Annotated in this window: 13 protein-coding genes; 12 read left to right on the top strand and 1 reads right to left on the bottom strand. The window is 67.7% G+C overall.

The features are described 5' to 3' along the window. The 8 genes from RBB34_RS15340 to doeB all read left to right on the top strand — a co-directional run. Positions 1-558, top strand: a 558-nt coding sequence (locus tag RBB34_RS15340) for a TRAP transporter small permease (protein ID WP_306120110.1), incomplete at its 5' end; no start/stop codon positions are given. Between the two features lie 3 nt (positions 559-561). Then, positions 562-1,845, top strand: coding sequence for a TRAP transporter large permease (locus tag RBB34_RS15335; RefSeq protein ID WP_306120109.1), 1,284 nt, complete (start codon positions 562-564; stop codon positions 1,843-1,845). Between the two features lie 15 nt (positions 1,846-1,860). Further along, the gene (locus tag RBB34_RS15330; protein WP_306120108.1) at positions 1,861-2,298 is read left to right on the top strand and encodes a universal stress protein; all 438 of its coding nucleotides are present in this window, start codon (positions 1,861-1,863) and stop codon (positions 2,296-2,298) included. A gap of 44 nt (positions 2,299-2,342) precedes the next feature. After that, positions 2,343-3,140 carry an aspartate/glutamate racemase family protein gene (locus tag RBB34_RS15325; protein WP_306120107.1) on the top strand — a complete coding sequence of 266 codons (798 nt, stop codon included), beginning with the start codon at positions 2,343-2,345 and terminating at the stop codon, positions 3,138-3,140. Then, a complete protein-coding gene (eutB, locus tag RBB34_RS15320; RefSeq protein ID WP_306120106.1) occupies positions 3,137-4,135 on the top strand; it encodes a hydroxyectoine utilization dehydratase EutB in 999 nt (332 codons plus the stop codon). Before RBB34_RS15325 ends, eutB begins: the two co-directional genes overlap by 4 nt. Continuing rightward, positions 4,135-5,127, top strand: coding sequence for an ectoine utilization protein EutC (eutC, locus tag RBB34_RS15315; RefSeq protein ID WP_306120105.1), 993 nt, complete (start codon positions 4,135-4,137; stop codon positions 5,125-5,127). The genes eutB and eutC overlap by 1 nt, the downstream gene beginning before the upstream one ends. A 5-nt stretch (positions 5,128-5,132) precedes the next feature. Then, a complete protein-coding gene (gene doeA / locus RBB34_RS15310; RefSeq protein WP_306120104.1) occupies positions 5,133-6,341 on the top strand; it encodes an ectoine hydrolase DoeA in 1,209 nt (402 codons plus the stop codon). A 29-nt stretch (positions 6,342-6,370) separates the two neighbouring features. Continuing rightward, entirely contained in the window at positions 6,371-7,366 is a 996-nt protein-coding gene (gene doeB / locus RBB34_RS15305) for a N(2)-acetyl-L-2,4-diaminobutanoate deacetylase DoeB (protein WP_306120115.1), read from the top strand. A gap of 16 nt (positions 7,367-7,382) precedes the next feature. Here the strand turns inward: doeB and RBB34_RS15300 are convergent, their stop codons facing one another. Next, positions 7,383-8,882 (bottom strand): FGGY family carbohydrate kinase, encoded by a 1,500-nt coding sequence (locus tag RBB34_RS15300; protein WP_306120114.1) that lies wholly within the window; start codon positions 8,880-8,882, stop codon positions 7,383-7,385. A gap of 186 nt (positions 8,883-9,068) precedes the next feature. Between RBB34_RS15300 and RBB34_RS15295 the strand changes: the two genes are divergently transcribed. From RBB34_RS15295 to RBB34_RS15280, 4 genes are read left to right on the top strand one after another with little or no spacing between them, the layout of a single operon-like run. Continuing rightward, entirely contained in the window at positions 9,069-9,704 is a 636-nt protein-coding gene (locus RBB34_RS15295) for a glucose-6-phosphate isomerase (RefSeq protein ID WP_306120103.1), read from the top strand. Between the two features lie 2 nt (positions 9,705-9,706). Next, positions 9,707-10,693, top strand: a complete 987-nt coding sequence (locus RBB34_RS15290; protein ID WP_306120102.1) for a shikimate dehydrogenase — start codon at positions 9,707-9,709, stop codon at positions 10,691-10,693. After that, on the top strand, positions 10,690-11,604 hold the full coding sequence (locus tag RBB34_RS15285) for an MBL fold metallo-hydrolase (RefSeq protein ID WP_306120101.1): 915 nt from the start codon (positions 10,690-10,692) through the stop codon (positions 11,602-11,604). Before RBB34_RS15290 ends, RBB34_RS15285 begins: the two co-directional genes overlap by 4 nt. After that, the gene (locus tag RBB34_RS15280; protein ID WP_306120100.1) at positions 11,601-12,491 is read left to right on the top strand and encodes an SIS domain-containing protein; all 891 of its coding nucleotides are present in this window, start codon (positions 11,601-11,603) and stop codon (positions 12,489-12,491) included. The genes RBB34_RS15285 and RBB34_RS15280 overlap by 4 nt, the downstream gene beginning before the upstream one ends. Positions 12,492-12,500 lie beyond the last annotated feature (9 nt).

The raw sequence follows: 12,500 nt of genomic DNA, 5'->3' as shown, positions 1-12,500 counted from the left end.
GGCGAATACACCTCGACCCTGCCCGGCCCGCTGGGCTGGCTGGACGTGGCCATCGCGCGCATCGAGGCGGTGATGCTCGGCGCCAGCGTCCTGCTCATGGCGGCCAACACGATCGCCAATGTCGTCGGCCGCTTCGTCTTCGGCAATTCGATCTTCTTTTCCGAGGAGCTCAACCGGGTCCTGATCATCCTGATCACCTTTGCCGGCATATCCTATGCCGCCCGACAGGGTCGGCACATCCGCATGTCGGCGATCTACGACGCGCTGCCCGCCAGGACGCGCAAGGTGCTGATGATCGTCATTTCCCTGATCACCGCCGCCTTCATGCTGGCGCTCGCCTGGTACGCGTTCGCCTACATCATCACCCAGGCCGGCCGCGGCCGGCTTCTGCCGGCGCTGCAGATCCCGGTCTGGTGGACGCTCGTCTGGGTGCCGGCCGGCTTCCTGCTGACCGGGCTGCAATACCTGCTGACGGCCATCAAGAACGTGATCGAAAAGGACATCTACCTGTCCACGCACGTGCTCGAGGGTTACGACGAAGACGAGCTGGAGGTCTGAGCGATGGCCCTGCCGCTGTTTTCGATCATGATCGTGCTGCTGCTCATCGGCTTTCCGATGATGATCCCGCTGATCGCCGGGGCCACCTACGGCTTTTATTCCATGTTCGGCGGCTTCAGCCAGATGGAGACCATGATCCAGCAGATCATGGCCGGCATCCGTCCCGCCTCGCTGATCGCCGTGCCGATGTTCATCTTCGCCGCCGACATCATGACGCGCGGCCAGTCGGCCGGCCGGCTGATCGACATGGTGATGAGCTTCGTCGGGCATCTCAAGGGCGGGCTCGCCGTGTCGACCGCCACCGCCTGCACCATGTTCGGCGCGGTGTCGGGCTCCACCCAGGCCACCGTCGTCGCCATCGGCTCGCCCTTGCGTCCGCGCATGCTCAAGGCCGGCTATTCGGACAGTTTCGTCCTCGCGCTGATCGTCAACGCCTCCGACATCGCGTTCCTGATCCCGCCCTCGATCGGCATGATCATCTATGGCGTGGTCTCGGGCACCTCCATCGCCGAACTGTTCATCGCCGGCATCGGTCCGGGGCTCCTGATCCTGGTGCTGTTCTCGATCTATTCGTGGATCTACGCGGTGCGTATGGGCGTGCCGACCGAACCGAAGACGCCATGGCCCGAGCGCGCCCGCGCGGTGCGCAACGCGCTGTGGCCGCTGGGCTTTCCGGCGATCATCATCGGCGGCATCTATGGCGGCATCTTCTCGCCGACCGAAGCGGCCGCGGTCTGCGTGCTCTATGCGCTGATCCTCGAGGTGATCGTGTTCCGCTCGCTCGATCTGGCCGGCGTCTACCGCACCGCCAAGTCGACCGGCCTGATCACGGCGGTCGTCTTCATCCTGGTTGGCGCGGGCGCCGCCTTTTCCTGGGTGATCTCGTTCGCCCAGGTGCCGCAGACCGTGCTCGGCACGATCGGCATCGACCAGATGGGCCCGATCGCGGTGCTCTTCGTCATCTCGATCGCGTTCTTCATCGGCTGCATGTTCGTCGACCCGATCGTCGTCATCCTGATCCTGGTGCCGATCTTCGCGCCGGTGGTCGAGGCGGCGGGCATCGATCCGGTGCTGGTCGGCACACTGATCACGCTGCAGGTCGCCATCGGCTCGGCGACGCCACCGTTCGGCTGCGACATCTTCACCGCCATCGCCGTCTTCAAGCGGCCGTACATGGAGGTGATCAAGGGCACGCCGCCCTTCATCGTCATCCTGCTTTCGGTGTCGGTGGCGCTGATCTTCTTCCCGCAGATCGCCCTGTTCCTGCGCGATCTGGCGTTCCGATGACGGCCGGTGACACCCATGTTTGAACGCATACTGGTTGCGGTGGACGGTTCGGACGGCTCCAAACGCGCGCTCGAAAAGGCGGCAAGGCTCGCCGCCCATTGCGCGGCCGAACTGTTCATCCTGACCGTCTACCGCCATCACTCGATGACCGAGGCGTCCATGTCGATGGTCCGGCCCAACGATCCGGAGAATCTCGACGACGTGCTGCGCGGCTATGCCAAGCAGGTGGCCGAACAGGCCAAGAAGGACGCCGCCGCCCTTGGCGCGGACAAGGTGCGCGCCTTCGTCAAAGTCGGCCAGCCCGCGCGCACCATCGTCAAGTTCGGCGAGGATCACGGCGCCGACCTGACCGTCGTCGGCAGCCGCGGCATGGGCGATCTGGAGGGCTTTCTGCTCGGCAGCGTGTCGCACAAGGTCACCAGCCTTGCCGACTGCCCCGTTCTGGTCGTTTAGCGTGGGCGGCAAGGCGCAATGACCGCCCGTTTGGAGCGCGATCGATGACACAGCCAACCGTTACGCTCTGCAAGCAAGCGGCCCGCTTCCGCGATCGCGACGCCACGCCGCGGTTGGGGTTGATCGTGCTGGCGAGCGATCTGACGACCGAGCCCGACTTCGCCACGATGCTCGCCCCCTCGGGCGCGGTCATTCACGTCACTCGGGTGCGCAATGCCAACCCCGTCACGCCGGCCAATCTGCGCGCCATGGCGGGCCGGCTGACCGAGGCGGCCGCACTGCTGATCGAAGGCGTGCCGCTGCGCGCCATCTACTACAGTTGCACCTCGGCCTCGGTTCTCATCGGCGAAGCCGAGGTCGTGGCGAACATCCAGGCGGCAAGGCCCGGTACGCCGGTCGTCACGCCCTCGGGCGCCGCGCGCCATGCGCTTGCCGCACTGGGCGCCGGGCGCGTCGCGATCCTCACCCCCTATACGGTCGAGACAACCGAGCCGATGGCGCACCATTTCGCCGCAAACGGTTTCGAGGTGACCGCCTGCCAGTGCCTGGGGATCGAGGATGATCGCGACATGGCCCATGTCACCGGCGAGACGATCGTCGACGCCGCACGCGCGGTCGATACGCCCGAGACCGAGGCGATCTTCATCTCCTGCACCGCATTGCCGGCCGTCGGCGTCATCGCGGCCATCGAGGAAGCGACGGGCAAGCCGGTCGTCACCTCCAACCAGGCCGGCGCCTGGGCGATGACGCGGCTTGGCGGGCTTTCCGGATTTCGCCCGGCCGGCTTCGGTCGGCTCTTCGACCTGCCGATGGTGGGCGCCGGGGCGGGAGCGGCGGCATGACGGACGGTTTCGTCAACTTCGCCGAGATCGAGGCTGCGCAGGCGGCCATCGCCGGCGTCGTGCGGCAGACCTTCGTCAATCGTTCGGAATCACTTACGGTAAGCGTTGACTTACCGATTTACCTCAAGCTCGAACACCAGCAGATCACCGGCAGTTTCAAGCTGCGCGGAGCGAGCAACGCGATCGCGCAACTGACCGAGGCCGAAAGGGCGCGCGGCGTGGTCGGCGTTTCGACCGGCAATCACGGGCGCGGGCTGGCCTATGCGGCAAGGGCGGCCGGCGTGCGCTGCATCATCTGCATGTCCAGGCTCGTGCCGCAGGCCAAGATCGACGGCATCAAGGCACAGGGCGCCCAGGTGCGCATCGTCGGCCGGTCGCAGGACGAGGCGCAAGAGGAGGTCGACCGGCTGGTCGCCGAAGAGGGCATGACCATGATCCCGCCCTTCGATCACCGGGCGATCATCGCCGGGCAGGGCACGCTCGGGCTCGAACTGGTCGAACAGGTGCCCGATCTCGACACCGTTCTGGTGCCGCTGTCGGGCGGCGGTCTGATCTGCGGGGTCGCGGCGGCGGTCAAGGCGAAGAAGCCGGAGGCGAAAATCGTCGGCATCTCAATGGAGCGCGGCGCGGCCATGCATGCGTGCCTTCAGGCGGGCCGGCCGGTCGCCGTCGAGGAACTGCCGACGCTGGCCGATTCGCTCGGCGGCGGCATCGGCCTCGACAACCGGCACACCTTCGCCATGACGCGGGCACTCGTCGACGACGTGGTGCTGCTCGACGAGGGCGAGATCGCCCGTGCGATCCGGCACGCCTACTGGCGGGAACGGCAGATCGTCGAGGGTTCGGGCGCGGTCGGCATCGGCGCGTTGCTCGCCCGGAAGGTCACTCCGGTGGGGCCGACCGTCGCCATACTCAGCGGGGGAAACATCGACATGGAACAGCATCACCGGATCGTCTCCGGGGAGGATGTGGACGTAACCGCAGAGGCCGCCTGATGGGCGCCGTCACGATCCTGACCGAAGCCGATCTGCGAAAGGCGGTGCCGCTCGATCTCGATGCGGTCGATTGCGTCGAGCGCGCATTCGTCGCGCTGTCGGGCGGCAGTGTGGTGATGCCGCCGATCCTGTCCATGGCGATCGAACAAGCCCATGGCGAGGTCGACGTCAAGACCGCCTACATGACTGGCCTTGACAGTTTCGCGATCAAGATCTCGCCCGGCTTCTTCGACAATCCCAAGCTCGGCCTGCCCTCGACCTCCGGCCTGATGGTGCTGTTCTCGGCGACGACCGGCATGGTCGAGGCACTGCTGCTCGACAATGGCTATCTGACCGATGTGCGCACCGCCGCCGCCGGCGCGGTCGCCGCCAGGCATCTTTCACGGCCCGACGCGGCCACCGCCTGCATTCTGGGCGCCGGCACGCAAGGCAGACTTCAGCTTAAGGCGCTGCATCTGGTCCGCCCGCTGACCCGCGCGACGATCTGGGCGCGCGACGCCGCCAGGGCCGAAGCCGTCGCCGACCAGATGAGCGCCGAACTCGGCATTGCCGTCACCGCCGCGCCCGATGCGGCAACGGCCGTGGCTGACGCCGACATCATCGTCACCACCACGCCGGCGAAGACGCCGATCCTGAAGGCCGAGTGGCTGCGGCCGGGCCAGCACGTCACCGCCATGGGCTCGGACCAGCCCGACAAGAACGAACTCGATCCCGCCTGCCTGACCCGCGCCGATCCGTATGTGCCCGACCGGCTCTCGCAGACGCGCGAACTGGGCGAATTGCGCTTGGCCATCGCCGCCGGGCTGATCGATCCCGAGACGCACTTTGCCGAGCTGGGCGACATCATCGCCGGCAAGGCGCCCGGCCGCCTGTCGAACGCGGCAATCACCCTCGCCGACCTGACCGGAACCGGCGTTCAGGACACCGCCATTGCCACCATGGCCCGCGATCGCGCCCGAATGGCCGGCGCGGGCACCGACTTCGAGACCTGAAGAACATGCTGCAGAACACAAGACCGGCACCGGCTCCCGCCCTGCCCTTTACGCTCGACGAATATGCCACCCGCATTGCACGCACCCGCCGCGCCATGGAGCGAAAGGGCATCGACATCCTCGTCGTGTCCGATCCCTCCAACATGGCGTGGCTGACCGGCTATGACGGCTGGTCCTTCTATGTTCACCAGGCCGTCATCGTCGGCATGGACGGCGATCCGGTCTGGTTCGGCCGCGGCCAGGACGCCAATGGCGCCCGCCGCACCGCCTTCATGGGCGAAGACGACATTGTCGGCTATCCGGATCATTATGTGCAGTCGACCGAGCGCCACCCCATGCAGTTGCTCGCCGCCGAGATCGATAGGCGCTGGGGCGGAACGGCGCGCATCGGCGTGGAGATGGACAATTACTGGTTCTCGGCGGCCGCCTTCGCCACCCTGCAGCGCGACCTGCCCAATGCGCGCTTCGCCGACGCGACGGGCCTCGTCAACTGGCAGCGCGCGGTCAAGTCCGAGGCCGAACTGGGCTTCATGCGCAACGCCGCGCGGCTGGTCGAGCGCATGCACAAGGTCATCTTCGACAAGGCCGAGCCGGGCTATCGCAAATGCGATCTGGTCGCCGACATCTATGAGGCGGGGCTGCGCTACGACGCTGCCCTGGGCTTTGGCGGAGACTATCCGGCGCTGGTGCCGCTGCTGCCCTCGGGCGTCGATGCGTCGGCGCCGCACCTGACCTGGAACGACGAGCCCCTGCGCGAGGGCGAGGGCACGTTCTTCGAGGTCGCCGGCGTCTACCGGCGCTATCACTGCCCGCTGTCGCGGACCATATTCCTGGGCAAGCCGACCCAGACCTTCCTCGATGCCGAAAACGCGGTGCTGGAGGGCCTCGAGGCCGGTCTGGAGGCGGCAAGGGCCGGCAATCGCTGCCAGGACATCGCCGGGGCGTTCTTCGCCGTGCTCGACCGGTACGGCATCGTCAAGGACAACCGCACCGGCTATCCCATCGGGCTGTCCTATCCGCCCGACTGGGGCGAGCGCACGATGAGCCTGCGCGCCGGCGACACCACCGTGCTCGAGCCCAACATGACCTTTCACTTCATGACCGGACTGTGGATGGACGACTGGGGCTTCGAGATCACCGAATCCATCGTCATCGGCGAGAACGGCCCGGAGATCCTCGCCGACGTGCCGCGCCGGCTCCTGGTCAAGGACTGAGGCCGGCCATGCTGCAAAGGGCCCCGACCATGCCTTCCAATCCGATCAGGCCCACGATCCCTCTTGACGTCGACGGCAAGCATCACGGCTTCCTGCGCCTGCCCTATAGCCGCGACGATTCGGCCTGGGGCTCGATCATGATCCCGATCACCGTGATCAGGAACGGCCAGGGGCCGACCGCGCTGCTGACCGGCGCCAATCACGGCGACGAATATGAAGGCCCGATCGCCCTGTTCGACTTGGCCTACAATCTCGAACCCTGCGAAATCTCAGGGCGCGTGATCATCGTGCCCGCCTTCAACTATCCCGCCTTTCGGGCCGCGACGCGCGTCTCGCCGATCGACCAACGCAATCTCAACCGCATCTTCCCCGGCCGCCCCGACGGCACGGTCACCGAGAAGATCGCCGACTATTTCAACAGCGTGCTCGTGCCCATGGCCGACATCGTTCTCGACTTCCATTCGGGCGGCAAGTCGCTCGATTTCGTCCCGTTCGCCTCGGCCCATGTCCTCGACGACAAGGACCAGCAGGCCCGCTGCGTGGCGGCGGTCGAGGCGTTCAATGCGCCGTTCACGCTGATGCTGCTGGAGATCGACAACGTCGGCATGTACGACACCGCGGTCGAGGATCAGGGCAAGGTGTTCGTGACGACCGAACTGGGCGGCGGCGGCACGGCCTCCGGCACCACCGTCGCCATCGCCAAGAAGGGCGCCCGCAACGTGCTCAGGCATGCGGGCATCCTGGAAGGCGAGCCCGAGATCGGCCCGACCGTCATGCTCGACATGCCGGACGATGACTGTTTCGTCTTCAGCCAGAACGAAGGCCTGTTCGAGCCATGGGTCAATCTGGGCGACCCGGTCGAAAGGGGCGACGTGATCGCGCGCATCTGGCCGTCCGACCGCACCGGCCAGCCGCCCGTCGACTACCATGCCTGCCGCAGCGGCATGCTGGTCTCGCGCCATTTCCCCGGGCTGATCAAGACAGGCGACTGCCTTGCGGTGGTCGCGGAAGTCGTCGCGGCATGACCGCCGGCGAACGCCTTCAGGCAAGCCGGTCGAGGTCGTCGTAGAAGGGCTGCGCGGCCGCGCACAGCCGGTCGAAGACCGGCTGCATCCGCCTGTACCGGTCGCTCCAGGCCGGATCGGGCTCGACGATGCGGCCATGGCGCACCAGCGCGTCCGCACCCTCCTGAACCGAGGAAAACCGTCCCGTCGCCACCTGGGCGAGGATCGCCGCGCCGACGAGCCCGCACTCGGCCTCTTGCGGTATCAGTATCGGCCGCTCGTAGATCGACGCCTTGATCTTCAGCCACAGATCGGCCCTGGCCCCGCCGCCAGAGGCGATCAGCACCTCGGCCCGCGAACCGGTCGCCGCCTCCATCGTCTGCAAGTGCCGGTTGACGGCAAACCCGACGCCCTCGAGCACGGCGCGATCGAGATCGGCGAGGGTATGGCCGGCCGAAAGGCCGAAGAACTGGCCGCGCGAATTCCTGTGGGCGCCGAGCCGCTCGCCGACCAGGTATGGCAGGAAGAACAGCGCCCCGGCACCGACCGGCGCGGTCGCTGCGAGGTCGAGGATCTCGCCATAGGACAGCGCCTGGCCATGGAAGACCCGTCGCGCCCAGCGGGCCGCGTCGCCGCCGGTTTCCAGCAGCACGAAGGCGCCCCAATGCCCCTCGGGCGTGCCGACATTGCTGATTTCGGGGTGCAGGATCGGCCGCTCGGTCACCAGCGTGATGATGGCCGACGTGCCCGCGACCTCCGATGCCAGACCCGGGCGGCACACACCCGAGCCGAGCAGCGCCACCGGATAGTCCGCCCCGCCGACCAGCACCGGCGTGCCCGCTGCCAGCCCGGTTTCGGCCGCCGCGTCCGGCGTCACCCGGCCGAGCCTTTCGGCCGGCTGGCGGATCGGCGCCAGTTTCGACCGGTCGAGCCCCAGATCGGCGATGACCGGGTCCGACCAGTCGCCCGTTTCCGGATCCATCAGGAACGAACAGGCCGCCTCGGTCCAGTCCGTCGCCCGTTCGCCGGTGAGGCGGAAATTGATGTAGTCCTTGGGCATGAACACGGTCGAGGCCCGGCGATAGGCATCGGCATCCTCATCGCGCAGCCATTGCAGCTTGAAGGCGGGCCAGGCCGGGGTCGGCGGATTGGCCGTGCGCGGCAGCCAGGCGGCAAGGTCCTCGGTCGCCTCGAAGCGCATCACATGGCCGAGCGTGCGCTTGTCGTTCCACAGCGGCACCGCCTCGCGGGTCAGCTTGCCATCGTCGTCGATCAGCACCGTGCCGTGCATCTGCCCGCAGGCCGCGACCGCCTCGATCGCGCAATCATTGTCGCGCGCCCAGGCGGTGACCTCGCTGAGCGCCGTGCGGGCCGCCCGCCACCACTCGGCCGGCCGCTGCTCGGACCAGCCATGGGCGGGCACGATCTGCTCGTAGCCGCGCGCGGCGACGTGAAGAACCGCGCCATCGGCACGGACCGCCGCCGCGCGCGTCGAGCCGGTGCCGACATCGATGGAAACCGTCGCCGAGCGCGTCATCGGGCGCTCGCAATCGACGATAGCCACCAGTCATCGGTAGCAGAAATACCGATTGCGTCCATGAAGGCTGTCCGCGGGCCGAAAATCGCCTTGTCCTCCCCGTCAGAGGCTTGCACCGCGCCGCTGCGCTGATGTATCAAACCCTCAATATGTAGTGATGCTACCAAACCTGGCCGAAGGGACGCAATGGGTTTGATGGAACCGCATGCCTGCGCCGTCAGCCTCGGAGACGGCCGTCTGACCAATGCCAACGGCCGCTATGTCAAGAAGCTGGCCGATCTGGAAGGCCTTTACGCCGATGCGGCGGCCTTCGCCGCCCGTGTCGCGGACGCCCCCGAGGCGATCGCCTATGAGGTGACCTCCTATGCGCCCGGCGAGCGCGTCAACGACCTGATCACGGGCGTCACCCGCATGGCGCCGGGCAAGGTGGGCGACGAGTATTTCATGACGCGCGGGCACATCCATGCCAGGCCTGACCGGCCGGAGATCTATTACGGCCAGGCCGGGCGCGGCGTCATGCTGATGGAGGCCCCCGACGGCGAAGTCCGCACCGTCGAGATCGGACCGCAGCAGATCTGCTACGTGCCGCCTTACTGGATACACCGGTCGGTGAATGTGGGCGACGAAGACCTTGTCATGATGTTCGCCTACCCGGCCGATTCCGGCCAGGATTATGCGATCATCGCCGCTTCGGGCGGCATGCGGGTGCGCATCGTCGATGATGGCGCGGGCAGATGGCGACGGGTCGACAATGCCGCCTATCGGCCGCGCACCGCCGAGACCGTGCGGGCCATCACCGGCGCCGCGGCGCGGCCCGTCTGACCATGTCCGCGCGCCCCGGCCCCGCGAGCAGCGTTCCCGCCGGCCGCTACGCGCCGGCCACGAGGCCGACTCTCCATTTCATCGGCGTGACGACGGCCAGGAGTTCGATCATGCAGGTGTTTCCGGCCTGGGCCGAACATCTGGGCCTGAACGACGCGGCCATCGCCGGCATCGACTTTCCGCTGCATGCCGAGCCCGACGCCTATCGCCGGGCGGCCGCCTTCATCCGCGACGATCCCCTGTCGCTGGGCGCGCTGGTGACGACGCACAAGATCGACTTCTTCAACGCCTGCCGCGACCTTTTCGACGAGATCGACCCGCATGCGGCGCTGATGGGCGAGACGAGTTGCCTGTCCAAGCGCGGCGGCAAGCTGATCTGCCACGCCAAGGATCCGGTCTCCTCTGGCCTTGCCATCGACGGCTTCGCCCCGCCCGGCTACTGGCGCGAAACGGGCGCGGCGGTGTTCGCCATCGGCGCTGGCGGCTCGACCATCGCCATCACCTGGCACCTGATGCGCGCCGCCCGCGGCGACGACGTGCCGTCGCGTATCGTCGTTTCCAACCGCTCGACGCCGCGCCTGCAATCGATCCGCGACGTGCACGGGCAGATCGAAACCGCTGTCCCCGTCGACTATGTGCACGCGCCGACGCCGGCGCACAATGACGCTGTGCTGACCGGCCTGCCGCCCGGTTCGCTCGTCATCAACGCAACGGGCCTGGGCAAGGATGCGCCGGGCTCGCCGCTGACCGACGCGGCCGTTTTTCCCGAGCGCGCACTGGCCTGGGATCTCAACTATCGCGGCGACCTCGTCTTCCTCGACCAGGCGCGCCGGCAGCAGGCCGGACGCGGGCTGACCGTCATCGACGGCTGGACCTATTTCATCCACGGCTGGACGCAGGTCATCGCCGAAGTGTTCGACATCGCGATCGATCCCGGCGCCCGGACCATTGCCGAACTCACCGAGATCGCCAACCGGGTGCGGCAATGAGCGTTGCCGCGCGCGACCGGTCGACGCGGCTCGCCGAGCACGCCCTTGACCGGCCGCTCGCCGCGGTTCTCGCGCAATCGCCGGGCGACGCCTGCCGCCTGTTCTGGCTCGGCCAGGCCGGCTTCGTGATCGAGGCGAAAGGCCGCCGCATCGTCATCGATCCCTACCTGTCGGATTCGCTCGCCGAGAAATATCGCGGCCGACGCTTCGACCACCGCCGGATGATGCCGACGCCCGTCCTGCCGGACGCCATCGGCCATATCGACGCGGTGCTGGCAACGCACGCCCACACCGACCACATGGACCCGCAGACGCTTGGGCCGATGCTTGCCGCCAATCCGCATGCAGTGCTGGTCGCGCCGGCGTCGGCGCGCGCCCCCGCGCTCGAACGGGCCGGCATTGCCGCAAGCCGGTTGATCGGCATCGACGCGGGCGAGACCGCCGCCCTCCTGCCAGGCTTGCGGGTGACGGCGACGCGCGCCGCACACGAGACCATGGAGCGCGACGCGGACGGCCGGCACCTGTTCCTCGGCTACGGCATGGCGTTCGCCGGCGGGCCGACCATCGTGCATTCCGGCGACACGGTGCCATTCGACGGACAAATCGAGGAGGTCGCCGCCCTTGGCGCCGATCTCGCGCTGCTGCCCGTCAATGGCCGCGACGCGGCCCGCCGTGCCGGCGGCATACCGGGCAATATGCGCGTCGACGAGGCCATCGCGCTGTGCACCCATGCCGGCATTCCCGCCATGATCGCCCACCACTTCGGCATGTTCGCCTTCAACACCGTACCCAGGGGCGAGATCGAAGCGGCGGCGCGCAAGGCCGACGCCGTGCATGCGGTTCCGGCGCGTGTCGCGATGGTGTATCGGCTCGGCCGATCCGCCCCTGGCCGGACGGGAGCCGGTCGATGACCATCATGCGCCCCGAACGCGAGCCCACGGTGAACGGCAATGTCCTGGAGACCGTGCGGCGGCTGCGCGACGACCTGCGCAAATCCGACCGCAAGGTCGCCAATATCGTGCTCGCCGAACCCGAGCGGGTGCTCAACGCGACCGTCGCCGAGACGGCCGCCATTGCCGGAGTCAGTCAACCAACTGTCATCCGGTTCTGCAATTCGGTCGGCTGCGAGGGTTTTCAGGACTTCAAGCTCAGGCTCGCCCGGAGCCTGGCCTTCGGCACGCCGGCGACCCATTCGGCGATCAGCGACGAGGACGATCCCGAGGCGGTCGCCGCCAAGATCTTCGACTACACCATGACCTCGCTCGACTGGACCCGCAACCGGCTCGACATGGCGCAGGTCAATGCGGCGGTCGACATCATCGTCCAGGCCAGATCGATGGAGCTGTTCGGCTTCGGCGCCTCGGCCATCGTCGCCCAGGACGCCCAGCAGCGATTCCCGCTGTTCGGCATTCCCTGCAACGCCACGCTCGATGCCCACCAGCAACTCATGGCCGCGACCATGATGGGCCCGGGCACGGTGGCGGTCGCCATCTCCAACACCGGCGCCACGCTGGCGATCATCGAGGTGGCGCGCCTGGCCCGAGAGCAGGGCGCCGGGGTCATCGCGATCACCGGGGCGCCGACGACGCCGCTGATCAACCATGCCGATGCGGTGCTCAATGTCGAGACGCTCGACAACACCGACCTGTTCACGCCGACGACATCGCGCATCGCCGCGCTCGTCGTGGTCGACATCGTCTCGACGCTGGTGGCGCGGCGCCTGGGGCCGGCTCACAGCGAGCGGCTGGCGCGGATGAAGCGCCATCTGAGCCACGCGCGCAAGACCTCGGCGTTCTGATCGATCGCG

Source organism: Roseitalea sp. MMSF_3546 (assembly GCF_030732865.1).
Classification (GTDB): domain Bacteria; phylum Pseudomonadota; class Alphaproteobacteria; order Rhizobiales; family Rhizobiaceae; genus Roseitalea.
This window is presented reverse-complemented; position numbering and strand designations above follow the sequence as displayed.

Excerpts from the sequence above, each read along its gene's own strand:
- RBB34_RS15280 (WP_306120100.1), top strand. The coding sequence starts at position 11,601 with ATGACCATCATGCGCCCCGAACGCGAGCCCACGGTGAACGGCAATGTC.
- RBB34_RS15330 (WP_306120108.1), top strand. The coding sequence starts at position 1,861 with ATGTTTGAACGCATACTGGTTGCGGTGGACGGTTCGGACGGCTCCAAA.
- RBB34_RS15300 (WP_306120114.1), bottom strand. The coding sequence starts at position 8,882 with ATGACGCGCTCGGCGACGGTTTCCATCGATGTCGGCACCGGCTCGACG.
- eutC (WP_306120105.1), top strand. The coding sequence starts at position 4,135 with ATGGGCGCCGTCACGATCCTGACCGAAGCCGATCTGCGAAAGGCGGTG.
- RBB34_RS15290 (WP_306120102.1), top strand. The coding sequence starts at position 9,707 with ATGTCCGCGCGCCCCGGCCCCGCGAGCAGCGTTCCCGCCGGCCGCTAC.
- RBB34_RS15295 (WP_306120103.1), top strand. The coding sequence starts at position 9,069 with ATGGGTTTGATGGAACCGCATGCCTGCGCCGTCAGCCTCGGAGACGGC.
- RBB34_RS15285 (WP_306120101.1), top strand. The coding sequence starts at position 10,690 with ATGAGCGTTGCCGCGCGCGACCGGTCGACGCGGCTCGCCGAGCACGCC.
- eutB (WP_306120106.1), top strand. The coding sequence starts at position 3,137 with ATGACGGACGGTTTCGTCAACTTCGCCGAGATCGAGGCTGCGCAGGCG.
- doeB (WP_306120115.1), top strand. The coding sequence starts at position 6,371 with ATGCCTTCCAATCCGATCAGGCCCACGATCCCTCTTGACGTCGACGGC.
- RBB34_RS15325 (WP_306120107.1), top strand. The coding sequence starts at position 2,343 with ATGACACAGCCAACCGTTACGCTCTGCAAGCAAGCGGCCCGCTTCCGC.
- RBB34_RS15335 (WP_306120109.1), top strand. The coding sequence starts at position 562 with ATGGCCCTGCCGCTGTTTTCGATCATGATCGTGCTGCTGCTCATCGGC.
- doeA (WP_306120104.1), top strand. The coding sequence starts at position 5,133 with ATGCTGCAGAACACAAGACCGGCACCGGCTCCCGCCCTGCCCTTTACG.